At 38.9% G+C, this 18,785-nt stretch carries 15 protein-coding genes; 14 read left to right on the forward strand and 1 reads right to left on the reverse strand.

Annotated features, from left to right (window positions below):
- Positions 1-114 precede the first annotated feature (114 nt).
- The 10 genes from G6Q06_RS03795 to mnmA all read left to right on the forward strand — a co-directional run bounded on the left by G6Q06_RS03795 (position 115) and on the right by mnmA (position 12,792).
- The gene (locus G6Q06_RS03795) at positions 115-1,635 is read left to right on the forward strand and encodes a flagellar hook-length control protein FliK (protein ID WP_163565777.1); all 1,521 of its coding nucleotides are present in this window, start codon (positions 115-117) and stop codon (positions 1,633-1,635) included.
- Positions 1,636-1,686: 51 nt separating this feature from the next.
- On the forward strand, positions 1,687-3,021 hold the full coding sequence (gene flgD, locus G6Q06_RS03800) for a flagellar hook assembly protein FlgD (protein WP_163565778.1): 1,335 nt from the start codon (positions 1,687-1,689) through the stop codon (positions 3,019-3,021).
- Complete coding sequence (locus tag G6Q06_RS03805) at positions 3,018-4,823, forward strand: flagellar hook-basal body complex protein (protein ID WP_163564084.1); 1,806 nt, start codon at positions 3,018-3,020, stop codon at positions 4,821-4,823. The genes flgD and G6Q06_RS03805 overlap by 4 nt, the downstream gene beginning before the upstream one ends.
- 3 nt (positions 4,824-4,826) lie before the next feature.
- Positions 4,827-6,449, forward strand: coding sequence for a GmrSD restriction endonuclease domain-containing protein (locus G6Q06_RS03810; protein ID WP_163565779.1), 1,623 nt, complete (start codon positions 4,827-4,829; stop codon positions 6,447-6,449).
- A 13-nt stretch (positions 6,450-6,462) separates the two neighbouring features.
- Positions 6,463-7,230 (forward strand): hypothetical protein, encoded by a 768-nt coding sequence (locus tag G6Q06_RS08540; protein ID WP_240329192.1) that lies wholly within the window; start codon positions 6,463-6,465, stop codon positions 7,228-7,230.
- 38 nt (positions 7,231-7,268) lie between these two features.
- Positions 7,269-9,236, forward strand: a complete 1,968-nt coding sequence (locus G6Q06_RS03820) for an ATP-dependent helicase (RefSeq protein WP_163565780.1) — start codon at positions 7,269-7,271, stop codon at positions 9,234-9,236.
- A gap of 119 nt (positions 9,237-9,355) precedes the next feature.
- A complete protein-coding gene (locus G6Q06_RS03825; protein ID WP_163533520.1) occupies positions 9,356-9,847 on the forward strand; it encodes a PAS domain-containing protein in 492 nt (163 codons plus the stop codon).
- Between the two features lie 9 nt (positions 9,848-9,856).
- Positions 9,857-10,996 carry a methyl-accepting chemotaxis protein gene (locus G6Q06_RS03830; protein ID WP_163533521.1) on the forward strand — a complete coding sequence of 380 codons (1,140 nt, stop codon included), beginning with the start codon at positions 9,857-9,859 and terminating at the stop codon, positions 10,994-10,996.
- Between the two features lie 17 nt (positions 10,997-11,013).
- The gene (locus G6Q06_RS03835) at positions 11,014-11,712 is read left to right on the forward strand and encodes a hypothetical protein (RefSeq protein ID WP_240328702.1); all 699 of its coding nucleotides are present in this window, start codon (positions 11,014-11,016) and stop codon (positions 11,710-11,712) included.
- A gap of 42 nt (positions 11,713-11,754) precedes the next feature.
- Positions 11,755-12,792 (forward strand): tRNA 2-thiouridine(34) synthase MnmA, encoded by a 1,038-nt coding sequence (mnmA, locus tag G6Q06_RS03840; protein WP_163565781.1) that lies wholly within the window; start codon positions 11,755-11,757, stop codon positions 12,790-12,792.
- Here the strand turns inward: mnmA and G6Q06_RS03845 are convergent.
- On the reverse strand, positions 12,789-13,313 hold the full coding sequence (locus tag G6Q06_RS03845) for a hypothetical protein (RefSeq protein ID WP_163565782.1): 525 nt from the start codon (positions 13,311-13,313) through the stop codon (positions 12,789-12,791). The genes mnmA and G6Q06_RS03845 overlap by 4 nt on opposite strands.
- A gap of 189 nt (positions 13,314-13,502) precedes the next feature.
- Here G6Q06_RS03845 and G6Q06_RS03850 point away from each other — a divergent pair, with 189 nt between their 5' ends.
- The 4 genes from G6Q06_RS03850 to G6Q06_RS03865 all read left to right on the forward strand — a co-directional run bounded on the left by G6Q06_RS03850 (position 13,503) and on the right by G6Q06_RS03865 (position 18,775).
- A complete protein-coding gene (locus tag G6Q06_RS03850; RefSeq protein ID WP_205435858.1) occupies positions 13,503-14,546 on the forward strand; it encodes a type II asparaginase in 1,044 nt (347 codons plus the stop codon).
- Between the two features lie 327 nt (positions 14,547-14,873).
- A complete protein-coding gene (locus G6Q06_RS03855) occupies positions 14,874-15,545 on the forward strand; it encodes an outer membrane protein (protein WP_240329193.1) in 672 nt (223 codons plus the stop codon).
- 395 nt (positions 15,546-15,940) lie between these two features.
- Positions 15,941-18,187: a Z1 domain-containing protein gene (locus G6Q06_RS03860; protein WP_240329195.1), complete on the forward strand. Its 2,247-nt coding sequence runs from the start codon at positions 15,941-15,943 to the stop codon at positions 18,185-18,187.
- A gap of 120 nt (positions 18,188-18,307) precedes the next feature.
- Entirely contained in the window at positions 18,308-18,775 is a 468-nt protein-coding gene (locus tag G6Q06_RS03865; protein WP_240329197.1) for a hypothetical protein, read from the forward strand.
- The last annotated feature ends 10 nt before the right edge of the window (positions 18,776-18,785 follow it).

Here is an 18,785-nt window from a genome sequence, read left to right on the forward strand (position 1 = left end):
AAATTAGACCGGGAAACTAGGGCAAATTGTACTCCTTTTTTTGTTAACAATTTCAGGCTATCTTAGAGGAATTGCTTTTGCTTGTATTTTGCCAATACCACCACAAGGATATTTGTGCCAAGCAGTGTCAAGGGCTTAAATGCCCCTAATCTTAAAAGTAAACCCACGCAAGGGGCTAGCAAAAAACACACAGCTACAGAGGACAGGGACGCCTTTAAAAAGCTTATTGAAACAAAGAAAACTAACCTTAAAACACCTCCTAGTACGGCTAAAGTACCCCCAGATAAGACAAAGAATTTAAATAAGGAAGAAAAAACCTCTGAGAAAAATACCGATAAAACTAAGCACCCCCATATCTCTCCAAATAGCCCTTTAGCCCAACTGCTTGATAAAAAAGCCCCTCTTAAAAGCACAGAGTCTAAAGAAACACACCCAGCAGGAACCAAAGGTAAAGATAAAGCCCCGTTAAATTTTGCACAGCAATCTAAAGCCTTTGAAAAGGCAAATGCCCTTAAAAAAAATAGTGCTAAGCTTTCAGATATTAAACAACTAGATAGCGCCAAACAACTCAAGTTAGGTAAAATCCAACATGAGAGTAAACCCGGTGCAAGTAGTGCTAAAAATCAAGGCACAGAAACAAAGCAAGCCAAAAATCCCCCTAATCCAGAAAGCAAAGCTGATAAAATGTCAACAGCTGATTTATTGGCTCTTAAAAATAACCCCACCACTGCCCCTAAAACCCCCACTCCTCAAGCCACCCCTAAAGAAACCCCTAACCCTGCAGAAGTTAGTAAAACCCCTACTCAAACCCCAAAGCTAGCCTCCACAACCCCCACCACCGCGCCAACCACACCACTAAGTAGCCTCATTAGTAAAAACCAAACACCAACTCCCCCTAAAATAATTAAAGATAGCCATACAAATGATAGAGATATTAAGCAGGCCTTTGAAGAAGCCTTTGAAGGGCCTTTAAGACAAAAACCTGCCATAATCCCCCTCTCCTTTAATCCTAACCATTTGCCTTTACAAAGTCCGGGTAAGCCCCCCACACCCTCTAAAGACACAGGCGAGGAAGTTAAAACTAGTTCTGTAGAAACGCCTAATCATTCTATGCACAACACCCAAGTAGAATCCCAACCCTCTTTACAAGCTCCTCAAATTAAAGAAACCTTAAAAAATTTTGCCACTACTTTACGCCAAGAACTTTTAGATTTTAAACCACCCATCACAAAACTTTCTATAGAGCTTAACCCCGATAATTTAGGCAAAGTAGAGGTTGTGATTGAGCAAGTGGGTAAAAATATTCAGGTGAGTGTGGCTTCTAGTCCGCCGGTAAGTGCTCTTTTAGCCACCCACCAAAGTGAGTTACGGCAAAATTTAGCCCAAATGGGCTTTAACGATGTGGATTTGCGTTTTAATGCTCAAAATGATACAGGGGGGAGTTTTCAGCAAAATTTAGGCCAAAACCCCGGACAACACCCCCAGCAACAACAAAATTTAGACCAAAACCCAAACCAACCCCAGCAAAGCCAGCCCCAGCAAAATATAGAGCCATCTACCCAAGCCCCTACACTCACTACGCGCGATCAAAATGCGCCCCCCTCTACTAGTACACAAATCCCTAACTACGCCTAAAAGCTAGAAGTTCTAGTGTATAATGGGCGCAAATCCTGTTTGGAGGCGCACATGCCCATTGATTTAGCAGAGGTAACCGGGGCTAAGGCAGCAATGGAGAAAAAGAAACACGAGCCCAAAGTTGCCAATGGCTTAAATAAAGATGCGTTCATGAAGTTGTTTTTAGAGCAACTTAAAAACCAAGACCCCACCGCGCCTATGGAGACGGATAAAATTATCAGCCAGACCGCACAACTCTCGCAAGTAGAAATGCAAGAGGAAAACAAAAAGGCGATGAAAGAAGTAGCCGATGCGATGCAATCAACTAAAGAGACAAATAAATCTTTAAAAGACTCTCAGGGCAAGCTTCAAGATACCCTTGAAAATCTGAATAAGGGAATGAATAACACCTTGCAAAGCAACATGGCTATGGCTCAGGTAGCAGGGTTAAATAGCGTCTCTATGATTGGTAAGATTGCTGAAACCGATGTGAAGGGGATTAATGTTACTAAGGGCAAGGTGGATTTTTCTTTGTATTTTGATGAGCCGATTAAAGTGAGTGAGGGTAGCCCGGGAGTGCAGATTTTTGATAAGGATAAGCAATTAGTACGCACCCTCTCTTTAAAAGAGAAAAATGGCAAACAGGGGTATGTAGCCTTTGAGTGGGACGGGTTAAATGATCAGGGTAAACCCGTGCCAGCAGGCACTTATGAAGTTTTTGCCGAATACAATTTAGACCCGACGAGTAATAAATACCTACACACCCGCATTGGTAGAGGCGAGATACAAGGCGTGGTGTTTGATAAAGGAAAGCCCATGTTACGCATGGGGGAGATGATTTTGCCTATGGATAGTGCTTTAGAGTTTTATGATAAAACTAATTCGCGTCAAGAGGAGGAGCAACGCGAAAATATTGCCCATTTTGTACCCTCCAAAACCCAAAAACCCCCCGCACCCACACAAAACCCTCCCTTAAATACTAACCAAAATCACCCCTTAAACGCCCCCTTAAATGCGCGCCATGGTACAAACGCCCCTTTAAATCCTAAAGCCCTCGTAAATACACAAACCCCGTTTGTATCTAATCAAAAACCCCCACAAGTACAACACAGCTTACACGCGCCAGATAAAACCTTACAAGGATTAGGCCAAAAGCCCTCTTTAAATCCGGTAAAAACTACAAATCAAAATACAGCTAGAGTTAATAGCTCAAGTCCTCTAACTCATAGCCAAACCCCACCCAATAACCCCACTCTAGCGCATAATGTGGCAAGTAGTGCTAATAGCGTCCACCCCGCCCCTAAAAGTGCTTTTGAAACGCCTGCTTCAAACACTGCTTTAAAACCTAAACTCAATCCTTTAGAACGGGCTAGTAGCCATTCTAACCCACAAGAAAGCGCCACATGAACGACACCCTCTTACATGCCTACTCCGGGATTAAAACCCACCAGTTTGGAATTGATAGCCTTTCTAATAACCTTGCTAATATTAATACGGTGGGGTATCGCGAGAATGAACCTGAATTTAAATCTCTCTTTGCAGCCCATTTTGATTCGATGAGTAATAATGTTACGGCTGATGATCGCAATTTTGGGGTTGCTAAGGGGAGCAATGCGATTTCAGATAAAGATGGCGAGTATATGCCAAGTGATTCGGATTTTAACATGGCCTATCAAGGGAGTGGGTGGTTTATTGTAGGGCCTAATAAAGATGGGAGTTTTGAAATTGATAAAGATGGCTATAAACAAAGCCAAGAAAACTTTTTTACCCGCGATGGGAATTTTTTACGCGATGCAGATGGTTATATTGTCAACACGCATGGTTATTATGTTTATGGCATTGATTTACACAAGATCAAAAATGGCGTACTTACGGCGGGTAATGAGGCTGAGGAAGCCAAGATTTTAAAGGGTGGCAAGCTTAGTACGCTGTATTTGCCCCGCGATGTGCAGTATCAACCGGTGGTGAGTACTAAGGTTAACATGAGTTTAAATTTAAACCCTAAAAACCATGTGCGCCCGGCTGAGGAATATTTTTTAGATGAAAATGGAGAGGTGATTACTGATCGCTTTTTAAACCAAGATGCCAATGCTTTAGCCAATAGTGATAATGAACCTTTGGATTTAGCTATGCATCGCAATTTAGAGATCATGATTGTTAAGGGCGATATGGCTCAGGATTTGACCTTTAAATACGGCACAGGCGGACCTGAAAAAAACGAGTTTCACACTTTGGGGGATTTAAAAAACTTACTCAAAAGCAAGGCTAATTTAGATCTTAGCATTGCCAAAAGTAAACCCGATCAAGTGATCTCGCCTTTGATGTTACAGATTAAAAATCCTAGCGATCCAGAGGCTACGCTCTTTATTGGTGGTCAAATGGCCGAAAAATTAGGTTGGACAGCAAGTGGGATGATTTTAAAAAAGGGTGAAACGCGTGATTCGGTAAATATCCGCATTCCTTTTTATAGCACCACTGTAGAAATTTATGACAAGGCTGGGGATAAATATTTGCTTAAGAGTGATTTTTTCATGACTAACTCCAAAGACCCTATGGCAACCCCGCCTACAGAACAAAAATGGGATGTAGAGAGCTCCATTTTAGAAATGCGGGATAAAAAACCCATCACCCCTAAACCCGTGCGCCAGACTATCACCTTTGATCAAGCCGGTAAAATGCAATCTAAACCTATCACGCTTAACTTTAAAGGTAACCCCCTTACTTATTCAATCAATAAAAGCGATGATTTTGAATCTAGCGATGTGCCTTATGAGGACTCTAAAATTTATCAAGTTTCTCAAGACGGCAAGCCTAAGGGGTTATTAAGAAATATGCGCATTGATGATGATGGGATCATTCATTTATCTTTTAGTAATGGAGCAATTGAAACTATGGGGCGGGTGGGCATTGCAGCCTTTACTAACGATCAAGGGCTTAAAAAAGTGGGGAGTAATTTATTTGATATTAGCAATGCTACGCGCAATGGCCGCGCTGTACCTTTAAGCGGAAACCCCATTTTAGGCTGGGATCGCGACGATGGCAAACTTAAATTTGGCAAGATCATGCATAAATATTTAGAAACTAGTAATGTCAACGCCGGACGCTCTTTAACGAATTTAATTTTAATGCAGCGCGGTTATTCTATGAACGCTAAAGCCTTTACAACGGGCGATGATCTAATCAAAGAAGCCATTAATTTAAAGAAATAATCCATGCCTTTTAATAACTACATAGAAAAAGAATTTAAGGAAATTGTGGCGCTTTTATCAAAGGGGGAGTATTTAATCCCGCGTTTTCAAAGAGGCCTTGTGTGGAAAAGAGAACAAGTAGCCAATTTTTTAGACAGCATTTTAATGGGGTATCCTACGGGTATTTTTGTGCTGTGGAAAAGTAAAGAGAAATTAGCTTGCCGCAAAATGGGAGACTCTGCGCCTAAAGAATTGAAAGAGGGTGAAGTGTTCTATGTCTTAGACGGGCAACAACGCATGAGCGCGCTTTATTTGGTTTATGAGGGCTTAACACTACCCCAAGCTAAGGGATTGGAGGAAAATTACAAAGATATTTTATTAAGTGTAGAACCTAATGCCAATGGGGAATATTGCTTTGTTAAACCTAAAAAATCTGAAAAGATAGAGCAGGCAATTAGGGCTACAGATTTACTTAGAAGCGAGAGCATCTATGATATTGAGGAAAAATACGGGCTTGATAAAAAGACGGCTAGGGAATTTGAGCGTTTTAAAACTAAGCTTTTAAACTATAAATTCCCTATTGTAGAGATTACAGACGCCTCTTTAGAGGAGATTATCAAAATTTTTACCCGTATCAATACGGGGGGTACTAAATTAAGCCTTTCTGAAATCTTGTATGCTAAGTTTTATATCGCGCCTACAAACACACAAAAAGGCTTTGATTTAGAGGCACATTTTAAAGAACTCCAAGAGGAGCTTAAAAGCCTAGATTATGGCTTTAACTCATGTGTAGTGGTTTTACAGCTAATCTCTTTTATTTTGCGGTATAACGCCTCAGGCAATTTAACAGAGAAAATTTCTACATCCACCCTTTTAAAACTAGAGCCAAGAAGTATAGAGGGACAATGGAAAGCTGTCGCCCCCTGCTTTAAAGAGGCAGCGCACTTACTTAAACATAGCCTAAAAATCCCTTCCTCTGATTTTTTGCCCTCTGCTAACTCTTTAATGCTCATAGCCTATTTCTTTGTTTTAAGCGAGGGAAAAAGTCCTAATGCTAGCCAAATTACAAATTTACAAAAACTCTTTTTTAGAAGTGCGTTTTTTAGTTCTGGCCCAAGTGGTGATACCTTACTCAAACAGCTAGGGTTAATCCGCCGGATTTATCAAGAGGAGACTATTGATTTTAATAAAGAGTTGCCCTATTACATCACGAAAAAGTATTTAATGGAGGAAAAACTCAATATTAAAAATGGGCTTCATAGAGGTGTTTTTTGTGTTTTAGCAACCTTAGAACCTAAAAACTTTGATAATAATAGCAAAGTGGTTTTAGATCATCTCTTTGTAGCAGGAAAACATAAAAGAAATTTCCACCACTTCTTCCCTAAAAAATACCTTGAAAATAAAGATATAGAACATGTAGATGTGATTGCCAATATTACTCTCATTGATGCTCGCCTCAACCAAGCCATTAAAGATAAATCGCCTCAAATATACATAGCAGACTACCAACAAGTAAACAAGGATTTACAAACAACTTTACAAACCCATTTAATTACTTTAGACGATCCTGAAATGTTAAAGGATTATTCAAAATTTTTAAACCTGCGTGCGCGTTTGATTTTAGAAAAAATCCGCGAGATCACTTAAAAAAGGGATAATAATGTGGTGTTTAGGGATTGAACATAAACAAAATAAGGATATAGATACGCTTAAAGATGTGCTGCATGATTATGGGTTTTCTAAATTAATTGGGGGTGTGTATATTTTAAGTTCGCACCATGACAATCCATTAGCCCAAATTTATACTTGTTTATCTGAAATTAAAACCCTTTTTGATAGCTCCAAACTTGAAATTAAAAGTTTTAAAATTAGCGATCTAAACGATCTAAGCAGTTGTTTAACAACAACTCAAAATAGAACTATAAAACCTAAAACTAACTATATTCCTCCAAAAAGTACCTACGATCACATTGGAGAAAAGAGTATTGCGCTATCTGAGACTATTTTTAGAGATTATGATCTTAAAGATTTAGAAAAAGCTTATTTTCTTTATACAGACGCGGGGGTTAAAGAAAATGAGGTGATGTGTGGATTTTGTTTGTATTCCTTTGAAAATGGATATTTTAAAGAGATAGGCCGTTACAAATGCCCCCTAAAATCAGATCTCAATGAAAGTTTTAAAGCCGAAAAACAAGCCATTGTTATTAGCATGAAATGTTTGCAAAACATGTTTAAAACCAAAAAACTAGACTCTAGCTATAAACTTTTTGTAATAGGGGATAATCAGGCTGTGATTAATGGTTATAGGTGTCAAAACGAGGGTTTTACTCTTAAGAGTGGTTTTACAAATATTGAATACAAATGGTGCAAACGCGGTTCTGATGCGTGTAATAAAGTGGTGGATGCTATTGTTAATCTTAGAGGGTAAAAAGCGTTCTTTTTAAAATTTATCAAGGGTAGGTTATTTTGCAACTTAATAGCGAACAATTACAGGCTATCAAAGCGCCTTTGGGGCGTAATTTAGTGATTGCCTCAGCTGGTACGGGTAAGACTTCTACTATCGTGGGGCGGATTTTACACCTGCTGACAAGTGGCATTGATCCGCGCCAAATTCTTTTACTCACCTTTACCAATAAAGCAAGCCAAGAGATGAAGGAGCGTTTAGCACGCTACACTAAAGAGGCTGAAAAAATTGAAGCCGGGACTTTCCACGCTGTGGCTTACCGCTTTCTTAAATTACAAGACCCCTCTTTAAGTTTAAAACAACCAACAGACATGCAAACCTTATTGAAGGGTTTTTTAGCAGAGACAGAGGGGGTTTATAGCGCGAAGTATTTATATGAATTGTATTCTTCTTATTTGAATGAAAATTGCGCGCAAAGTTTTACAGATTGGCTATTAAAGCGCACCCCTGAGCAAGAGGAGTATACAGAGTTGTATGAATGCGCGCTAGGGCTTTTTGAAAACTGTAAAAGAGAGCAACACTATGTAGATTATAACGATCTATTAATTCTTTTTAAAGAGCAAATCAAGCACCAACCTGAAGCCTTTTGTGAAGTTTTATGCGATGAGTATCAAGACACAAACCCCTTACAAGATTCTATTTTAGACGCCCTACAACCCTCTAGTCTTTTTTGTGTGGGTGATTACGATCAAAGCATTTATGCCTTCAATGGGGCAGACATTTCTATTATTAGTAATTTCACACAAAAATACACAAACGCGCAGGTTTTTAGTTTGCGTAAAAATTACCGCTCATCAGGGGCTATTTTAAATTTGGCTAATCGCGTGATTGCTAATAACCCGCGTATTTATCCTAAGAGTTTAGAAGTGGTGAAACAAAATAACCCCTCTACCCCTAAACTTTTAGTTTATGACGAGTTATTAGATCAATATCAAGGCATTGCTAAGCAAATCGCGCTAAGGGGGCGCTTTGAGGAAGTGGCCATTCTCTTTAGAAATAACGCTAGCGCTGAAGGCTGTGAGGCAGCTTTGCGGCTACTTGGTATCCCTTCTATTCGCAAGGGTGGGGTGGGTTTGTTTGATACTAAAGAGGTGAAATTACTCTTAGATGTTTGTGCTTTTTTGATCCAGCCTAAGGAAATGGTAGCAACCATGCAGATTTTAAGCTATGGGCATGGGGTGGGGGCTAAGCTATGTGCAGAACTTTACCAAGCTTTGCAGATTTTAGGCGAGGGTAATAGCTTAAAGGGCTTACTCACCCCCAATCAAAAAGAGCCCTATCCTAGTATAAAACGCCCCCAAATGGGTTTGTTTGAGAATCTCTTAGCTAATACCTCTCCTTTTAATCTCCACTCTGATTTTAAAGATCACCCCCTTTTAAGCCACCCTAAAATAAAACCACCCATCGCCTGCTTTTTAGAAGATCTTTATATCCTTTGTAAAACCCACTCTTTTAAAACCCCCGCCCAAAGCCTAGAGCATATTATGCAATCTGTGTGGTTTGATAACATTATGCAAAAGCTTGCACGGGAGCGCTCTAAAAATAAAGATGGGAGTGTGGATACAAACCGCTATGAACAGGCTTTAGAAAAAATTAAAAGGCGGGGGGAACTACTTATGCAGCTATCTAACAAATATGGCCATTTGAAAGATTTTATCAATGAAATAGGGCTTGACTCTAGAGAAATGGATAGTGGAAGTGGGGTACATTTGCTCACCGTGCATGCAAGTAAGGGGCTTGAATTTAGCGAGGTGTATGTGATTGATTTAATGCAAAAGCGCTTCCCTAATACCAAGTTAGCCAAACAAAACGGAGGTTTAGAGGAGGAGCGCCGTTTGTTTTATGTGGCAGTTACTAGGGCTAAAGATCATCTTTATTTATCCTATGCTAGAGAGGATCGGCGTAAAAATACCCGTTATGAACCCTCATGTTTTTTAAAAGAGGCGGGGCTTTTACAACTAGCGCCATAAAACCCTTAGCTTAGCCATAAGGAGGTGTCAAAAAGCTAGTTTTTGGACGATATTGGTAAACGCGTTTAGGTTTTGTTGCCCTTTGATGGGCTATGTGTACAAGAATAAAAAAGGGTTACATGGAAAAGTTTGTGAATGAAGATCACTTTTTGGTTACTAAGACGGATTTAAAGGGAGTGATCACTTATGCGAATAAACCCTTTATAGACATTGTGGGGGGCAGTGGAGAAAAAGACCTTTTGTATAAACCCCATAGCGTGGTGCGCCATCCAGAAATGCCTAAGGTCATTTTTAAACTCCTCTGGGATAACATCAAAGCCCAGCATGAAATTTTTGCCTACATCAAAAATAAAACCTTTGATGGGCATTTTTACTGGGTTTTTGCCAATGTAACCGCCTCTGTAGATGAATCGCAAAATTCTATCGGGTATTATTCTGTTCGAAGAGCCCCCAATAGAAAAGCCCTTAAGGTGATCATCCCTCTTTATACTTCTTTGTTATCTGCTGAAAAAACACAGGGGATACAGGCTAGTTTAAAAGCCCTCCAACAGGTTTTACAAGAACAGGGTTGTGATTACCACCAATGGGTCAACCAGCTACAACGATTATAAGGATCATGCATGTTTAAATGGCTCTCAGATGATTCAGATTCTTCTATTCAGAAGATCCATGAGTTTATTGCTCAGGTTAGAAATGGGTATTTAGAATGCCGCATTGTAGATATTGATGAAAAGAGCCCTTATAGCGCTATGATGCATGGTTTAAACGATCTTTTAGATCAAATCGAATCTTTATTCCGCGAAATGGATGCGTGTGTACAGGCGGCTAAAGAAGGTAGGGATTATCGCAACATCTTTTTAGAGGGGTATCGGGGGATTTTTAAACAATATGGAGTGCATGTTAAATCCCATGTTGATGGAATCATTGCAAGCAATAATAGTAAGATTGTACAACGATTATTAGAAATGGGAGGGGGTGCTAAGGGGATTTTAGCCATATTAAACGAACTTAGCCGGAGAGTACAGCAGTGTACAGAGAATAAGCAATTAGCGCAAAATATTGAAGGGAGTTCTTTAAAAAGCCAAGATGAAATCTTAGGTATCCACACTAATTTAGATAATTTTAGCGCGCATTGTTTACATGCCAACACGGTTGTAGAAGAGTTGAAGAAAAACATGGATTTTATCATGCAGGTTGCTGATATTATTAAAGATATTGCCGATCAGACTAACCTACTCTCTTTAAATGCAGCTATTGAGGCAGCTAGAAGTGGAGAGCATGGACGGGGCTTTGCGGTGGTGGCTGATGAAATTAGAAAACTTGCTGAAAGGGTGGCTAAGGAAGTTAGCAGTATTAAAGGTAATTTGAGTGGCTTTAAAGAGGAAATTGATAAGTTAGAGGAGGCTTTTTCAGGAGTAACAAGTCTAAGTACAGAAATTGGCGCGCATTTTCAGGATTTTTCAAAGGTGTTAGAGGCCTTTGTGCAGGGTAGCCGTAAAAGTTTAGAGAATAATACAGGATTAGAACAGGGTTTGAGTAAAATCATGCGCCATATTGAGTGGATTATTCTAAAGATGTCTATTTATAAAAGCGTACTCACTAATGAAACCCAAAATATCGCTTTAGACAAGGCACTCAATGATAAAGCCAAAACCCTAACACAGGAGGTACTAGCCCATGTTAAAGATCATTATAAGCCAGATGAGGTAGAACAAATGGCAGCGCGCTTACAGGCCTTAGATGCTGTTGAATTAGATTAATTGATAAAGGAGATCATATGCGGTATGTTTTAAGCTTAGTGTTGGCGGTGGTGTTTTTAGGTTGTTTTATCGGGGGGCTTGCCTTTGAACGCTTTGTTTTGGGCAAACACAAAGCTAAAAGTGGTAGTGAAATTACCATGCAAATCCAAAGTAAGCAAGTGGTGATGCCCGGAAGTTATAGCGCGCATCTTCTTTTTAGTAGCGCTAATGGGCTCTTAAAAACAGAAAAACTAACCCCTGAACAAGAGCAAAGTATCAAAGAGAGTTTTAAACAAATTAATGATCTGGCAAAAGATAGCCATTTATGCCAACAAACTTCTTACAGCCTAGAACCCCATTACACTTTTAAACAAGAGTTAAACGGCTATTCTTTGCATGCTTTAATGGTTTGTGAAATCCCTACTTCTAAGCTAAGCGAGTATGAAGCCCTTAAAGGTAAAATCTCTGAAGTGGTTACAAAAAATGCTTTATTTGTACTCAATACACCCGCCCTTTATGCCAAAATGCAAGAATCTGATTTAGTAGCGTTGCAGGATGCATTATTACAAAAAGCCCAAGAGAAAGTGAGCTTTTTTAGCCAAAAATTTAAAAAACAATGCATGGTTAAAAGCCTAGATTTTTACCCCAATCATTTCCCTATGCGCTTTAAAATAGAAAAACAACAAGAGACACAACAAAGCTTTAGCCTCACGGCTAGACTCACGGTGGGTTGTTAAAATGTGTTATAATGCCGCCCTATTAAATAAGAAGGTTAGGCCGTGAAAGTTGCTGTTTTGATGAGTGGAGGGGTGGATAGCTCTTATAGCGCTTATTTGTTAAAGCAGGCTGGGCATGATTTATTAGGGCTGTATTTAAAATTACATGGGAAAGAAGAAAAACATGCCATGTATATTAAAAATTGCCAAGAAGTGGCCTCTTTTTTGAATATCCCCTTTGAAGTGGTGGATTTACAAGAATCTTTTAAAAAACAGGTTTATCAAGTTTTTATTGACACCTACAAAAGTGGCCAAACACCCAACCCTTGTGCTCTGTGTAACCCTTTGATGAAATTTGGTTTAGGGCTAGAATTTGCCCTTGATCGTGGGTGTGAAAAAATAGCTACAGGGCATTATGCTAGATTAATGGATTTGGAGGGTGTGCTACGCATTCAAGAGGCCTTTGATTTGAGTAAAGATCAAAGCTATTTTTTATACGCGCTCCCACAACGCGCCATTGATGCGCTCATCTTTCCCTTAGGTGGCTTGTTAAAAAGTGAGATCAAACCAAAAGCTCTAGAAGTGATGCCCTTTTTAGGAGACTTACAAACTTATAAAGAATCCCAAGAAATTTGCTTTGTAGAGGGTTCTTATATAGACACGCTTAAACAGCATATTGATGTGGATCAAAAGGGTCTGGTGCGTAATTTAAAAGGGGAGGTGGTGGGCACGCATAAGGGTTATATGCACTATACAATTGGCAAACGCAAGGGTTTTACAGTTCAAGGGGCACATACGCCTCATTTTGTTGTGGGTATCCATGCTAAAAGCAATGAGATTATTGTAGGCGAAAAAGAGGATCTAGCAATCTTTACTCTAGAGGCTGAAAATAAATCCTTGCCTTCTAATTTTAAAACAGGCACTTACATGGTTAAGGTGCGCTATAGAAGCACCCCCACTAAAGCTAAAATCACTCTAAATCATAAAACCATCCACGCCACCTTTGAAGAGCCGGTTTATGGTGTGGCTCTGGGGCAAGCGCTCGTGGTCTATGAAAAAGACTGCGTTTTAGGGGGAGGGGTTATCACCAAGAGCGCCTAAAATTTCCAGTGAAAACTGGCATGAAAGGTAGAAGTTGGTGATACTCCTGAACCCATTTTAGGGAGGTGGACCTTGACATGTTTTTGGCACTTGCTCACGAAATCATCGTACTGGTGAGATAAGATATTTGAAAAGTTACGGGCTGTCAGACGCTTAAGCACTTGATCTGCATCACCCAAAACTAGGGCATCAAATCTAGCATTAAAAAGCCGTCTTATCTTTTTACCAGCAATTAAAGCTTCAAGGCTTAAAATAGTCAGATTAGATTGACCCATAATATCCCTGCGCCGGCGGTATAAGATGTTTGTAGTTTTAGGGGCTGCTAATCGCTTGAGTACTTGTTTAGTGTTGCCTAAAACGAAGGCATCAAACATAGCATTAAAAGTACGCCTCTCTTCTTTACCAGCAACCAAAGACCCGATACTTAAAACGGATAATTTTAAAGGATTAACAAGCACGCTAGAATCCCTAGCGTAGCCAACTTCAACATGTGCCACGCGGCTCACAAAGACCGCAAACATCAATGGCTTAAATACCCCATCAACAACTCCTTATGTTTTTCTCAGCTGAGTCAATATTTTAACATGCAAAATCTTAGGCTTATTTGAGAAAAGGGTTGGAAGTTTTATTTTCTGTTACAATATTATTTTAAAGTTAAAGAATCAGACCTTAGTGGGTAAAATTTATATAAATAGTGGAGAGTGTGTATGTTGAGGTTGTTTTATCCATTTATGATTGTAATGGCGTTAGTGGGGGTTGTGTGTGCAAAACCTAATTTGTATATTCTTGCTACAGGGGGAACTATCGCCGGGAAATCTTCTAGTGCGCTAAATAGTGCTTATAAATCTGGGGCGTTATCTGTAGATAGTCTGATTAGTGTAATCCCACAGGCTAAAGACTTAGCTAATCTCAGAGCTGAGCAAATAAGCAATATCGGTTCTCAAGAAATGAATAATCAAATTTGGCTCAAACTAGCCAAACGGGTACAGGCCTTACTCTCTAAAAAAGATGTAGATGGAGTGGTGATCACACATGGTACAGATACAATGGAGGAAACGGCTTATTTTTTAGATTTGGTGATTAAAAGCCATAAACCTATTGTAATGGTTGGTGCGATGCGCAATGCTAGCTCTTTAAGCGCAGATGGCCCTCTTAATCTTTATAATGCAATTGCAGTAGCTAGCAATCCCCAATCTAAAGGCAAGGGGGTTTTAGTGGTGATGAATGGCGAGATCCATGCGGCTAGAGAAGTGAGTAAAACACACACGACAGATGTGGCTACTTTTAAATCTCTTAATAGTGGTCCTTTAGGGAAGGTGATTTATGGGCATGTGCGCTTTTACATGCAACCTTTGCGCAAACACACGCTAGAGAGTGCTTTTGATATTGCTAAGATTGATCAAATGCCTCGCGTGGATATTATCTATAGCCATGCTAATGATCATGCAGATTTGATCCAAAGTGCGATCAAACATGGCGCTAAAGGAATTATTAGTGCTGGGGTGGGTAATGGTAATCTTTATCCGGCCGTGTTAAATGCACTAGCTAATGCAGTTAAACAAGGTGTAGTGGTGGTGCGCTCTAGCCGCGTGGGGAGTGGATTTATCACACCTTTAGGTGAAATTGATGATTCTAAATATGGCTTTTTAACTAGCGATAATCTCAACCCTCAAAAGGCTAGGGTGCTTTTAATGCTAGCCTTAAGCCAAACCCATAATCGCCAAAAAATCCAAGAATATTTTGAGACGCATTAATTTTTAGCTATCAAGTTTTAGCCCAAACGCATATTTGACATTTTATTTTTAAATTTGCTAGGATATGACTTTATATTTTTTTGAAAGGGTCTTTATGGTATCATTGATTCAAACAGCAAACAGCAAACAGCAAACAGCAAACAGCAAACGCGTAGCGTTTTCCCTCTAGTTTTTATTCGTTCTATTACTTTAGTCGGCGCGCTTAGTCTTATTTCTTTAGTACCTTTAAGTGCAGAGAAAAATGGCGCATTTGTAGAGGGCGGTTTTGAGTATTCTAATTTTAGTGGTGCGGATAAAATTTTTAGTGGGGCGTATTCTTATAATGGGGTGGTTCAGTCCCAAGCTTTTAGCTATACCAACAAGTATAATGGTAACCTCTTTGGGGCAGATATTCAGATAGGGTACAAACAATTTTTTGGGACTAAAAAGCGTTTTGGTTTGCGCTACTATGGCTTTTTTAGCGGTCAGGGGGGGAGTGCTACTATTCATGTCCCGGGGTATTCTAGTTCTTTTTATAATTCTCCTAGCTATAGTTTTAGCCAACCTTCGGCTAATCTCTTTTATGGTGCAGGGATAGACGCGCTTTATAACTTCTATGAAAGAGGTGATAAAACCTTTGGGATGGCCTTAGGCGTAATGATTGGAGGGAGTTCGTGGTTAATGGGGAAAGCCTATCATCAAGGGCAATGTTTATGGCCAGCATTCAATGCACAGGGTGATTACACTGGTTGTACTACAATGAATCATTCTTTTAATCAAATAGCAAGACTACTTGGTAGTAAGTCATCTCCTAGTTATGTGCAATTTATCTTTAATGTCGGCTTTAGGGCTAACTTTAGTAAACATCAGGGTTTTGAATTTGGCGTGCGTATCCCTACTATTGATGATCCGTATTTCACAACACCAAAGATAATCGGTGATACTGGGGCACACAGGCAAGCCACCTTCACTTTTAGACGCAATATAGCCGTTTATGCTAATTATGTGATCAATTTTTAGAGAAGTTTAGGGCAAAGGCTGGGGCTTTGCCCGTGTTTTACTTCTTAGATACATTAGTAAAACTTTAAACTAAATTGTGAATGTGCGAGATTTTTTAAACCTGAAATTTTAACTAAATCTGTAGTTTAGAGCTGGGTGTGCTTGGTGTGTATTTCGTGCTATAATCACCCGGATTGGTTAGTTTTGAGTTTTTGACCGGCTTTTTAGAATTTTTAGATGAGGAATAGTTGAATGGATGATTCTAATTATAAAAAGTTTTTGAATTTGCAAGAAACAGACTTAACGAAAAATCTGAAGTTAGTTTAAAGGACATAACCGATTGTATCCAAAATATTAGAGACCTCTTTTCATTAGGACGGGCGTCTTTCGTGTTTAGCGTTGGTGATGGTGTAAAAATGAGCGAAGATGACTATACAAGACTATACCAAGTTTTAAGCGATCATTTTATTAACATAAAAATGGAAGTGGGCATGTCTTTACAAGGAGAGGAACAAAGAAAACGAAATACTAGGTGGTATACGGAGTTTAAATCTAAAAATAATAATTTTTACTGGGATAGGCTAAAAAAATACCTCAAGAGTTACCCTTCAAAGGTGGTTGAAGCGCTTGATAAAGATACAGACGCGATTATGAATCAAATCGGCAATCCAGAAGAGAATAATTTTGGTATCTATGGCATGGTGGTAGGGAATGTGCAATCAGGTAAAACCCTAAATTATACCTGTTTGATTCACAAAGCTATGGATGCGGGGTATAAATTCATCGTTATTCTTGCTGGAGATAAAAAAAATCTAAGAAGCCAAACGCAAAAACGCCTCAATGAAGTGTTTGGTATGCTAGGTAAAAAGCAACCCATTAGCCTGACAACAGAGGACTATGACTTTAATAAAAGGGATTCTGATAGGGATGCTCGATTTAATTTGGAAATGGAAGTACCTATTTATGCAGTTTTAAAGAAAAACAGCAAAGTACTGGATGCCCTTATGAAATGGTTTGATGCTTATAAGGATAAGGGAATTTCAGAACATGCCATATTGCTTGTTGATGATGAGTCAGATTATGCCTCTGTTGATACCAAAGAAGCTAAGAAAAAAGCCAGTGCCATCAATAGAAAGATTAGAGAGATTTTGAATCGTTTTAAAAAATATTCCTATGTCGGCTACACAGCTACACCCTTTGCTAATATTTTTATCAATTACAATCTTAAAAAGGATAATCTCCCCGATCTGTTTCCACAGGATTTTATCCGTGCCCTTAAGACGGCCACAAACTACTTTGGAGCACAAAAAATTTTTATAGATTACCCAAAGAAATTTCTGATAAACATAGAAGACTATGAGGAAGCCTTTCCTCTAAAACATAAAAAGAAACACCAGATTTTAGAATTACCCGAGAGCTTGGTAGAAGCTATCTTTGTTTTTTGTCTTAATATAACCATAAGGTATTTAAGAGGGCAAGAAAAACATAACAGCATGTTGGTCCATGTTAGCCGCTCTAATGTTGAGCAAAGACAAATATCTGAAAAATTAGAAGAACTAAAAGGGAGTTTGGGCGATTTTATTACAGAGGCAAAGAATGTTTTTGATCGCAGATTTGCAGATCATAAACATTTGTGGGAGCAAGTGCAAGAAGTGTTGCCTGAAACTCTAACTAGCATGCAGGTTCGGCTAGTCAACCAAGAGAGTGATGAATTTAGTTATCCAAAGGATAAAAAATTAAATGTAATTGTGGTGGGAGGGGCAAGTTTATCGCGTGGGTTTACACTTGAGGGCTTAAGTGTGAGCTATTTTATTCGAGACTCCGAATTTTATGACACACTCATGCAAATGGGTCGCTGGTTTGGTTATCGAGATGATTATAAGGATTTGTGCAAAATCTACATACCAAAAAAGATTCAAGAAAAATTTAAAAAGATCACAGATGCTATAAATGATCTTATGGCACAATTAAAAAGGATGAATGAGGAGGGAGGAACACCTCTTGATTTTGGGCTAGCTGTTAAAAAAGTCGCTAGATTACGGCCTACATCTGGAAATAAGATGAGAAATGCCCAAATACGAACAAATAAAAAGCTCTCGTCATTTTTTGGTGTCTATCGTTTTGTAAAAGATAAGCAAGTACATGAGAAAAACCTAAGAATCTTATCTGCATTCGTTAAATCAAAGGAATTTGAAGAAAAAGGGTTTTATAAGGTTTGTAGAGGAGTGAGTAAAGGGGAAATATTGGGTTTTCTTGAAGAATTTGAGCAAGAATTTAAACATGAAGAAATATTAAATTATCTTAATGAGAAAGATGATCTTTGGGATGTGTATTTTAATAACGAAGGTCGTGAAAAAGTGGATGAATGGAAGGTAGCAAAGCGGAATACTCAAGTGGAGGGGAACTACTTAAAGCGCAAATTCCCGCGACTGTCGCATCAAAGAGTAGTAACTGAAATAAAAGAGAAACCAGCTTTAATTTTATATATCCTAGAACTAACAACAAAAGAGGGAGAAGAAAACCCACTCAAAGGAATTTTAGTACCCGCATATGAGGTGTCTTTCCCTCGTGGTGTGCAAAACCAAGAACAAGAAAGAGAAGGGCGCTACTATAATGCCCAGCAGGATAATTTAAACAAGGAAGAAGAGGAAGAGGACAATTAGGTTAACTCTTTAGAACTTTGCTATTGTCTAATGCTTTTCACTAGTCGCCTTGTTTGTTTAAAATATCCTCGCTTTGATCAAATGCAGTAGTTATGCCTTTATACAACCCACAAACAACCGATGTCGCAAAGATTCCAATATAAGGAAAAATTACAAAAATTGCCACTTTACAACCACAAAAACAACATCATCGCCTTGTTGCTTGTGTGTATTTCTCTTAACTTAGATAGCCATGAACTCCCTGCGTTTGTGCGCGCATGGCAGGGGATTTATAAAACAGAATGGCTACAAAAAGGGCAAAAAATCCAAATGGCTTTTTTAGTGAGTGATAATTGTTATGCAAATGATACAGATGATGGAATGGGGAAATTTTACTGTGAGATTGGGTATTCTAAAAACAGAAGTTCTTTTGATAATAGCGATATTGATTTTTATACAGAAAAACCTAACCAGATGGAGTACTCTACCGTGTGCATTTTAGATATTCAATCACCTAAAAAGGCCGTTATTAAAGTGTATTCTATGGAATATAGCAATGATTTTTGTCATATTGTGGTTAAAAAAATATCAAGATTGCATCACCCTTAAATCCGGAAAA

Origin of the sequence: Helicobacter suis, from assembly GCF_902196135.1 — a bacterium.
Taxonomy (GTDB): Bacteria; Campylobacterota; Campylobacteria; order Campylobacterales; family Helicobacteraceae; genus Helicobacter; species Helicobacter suis_A.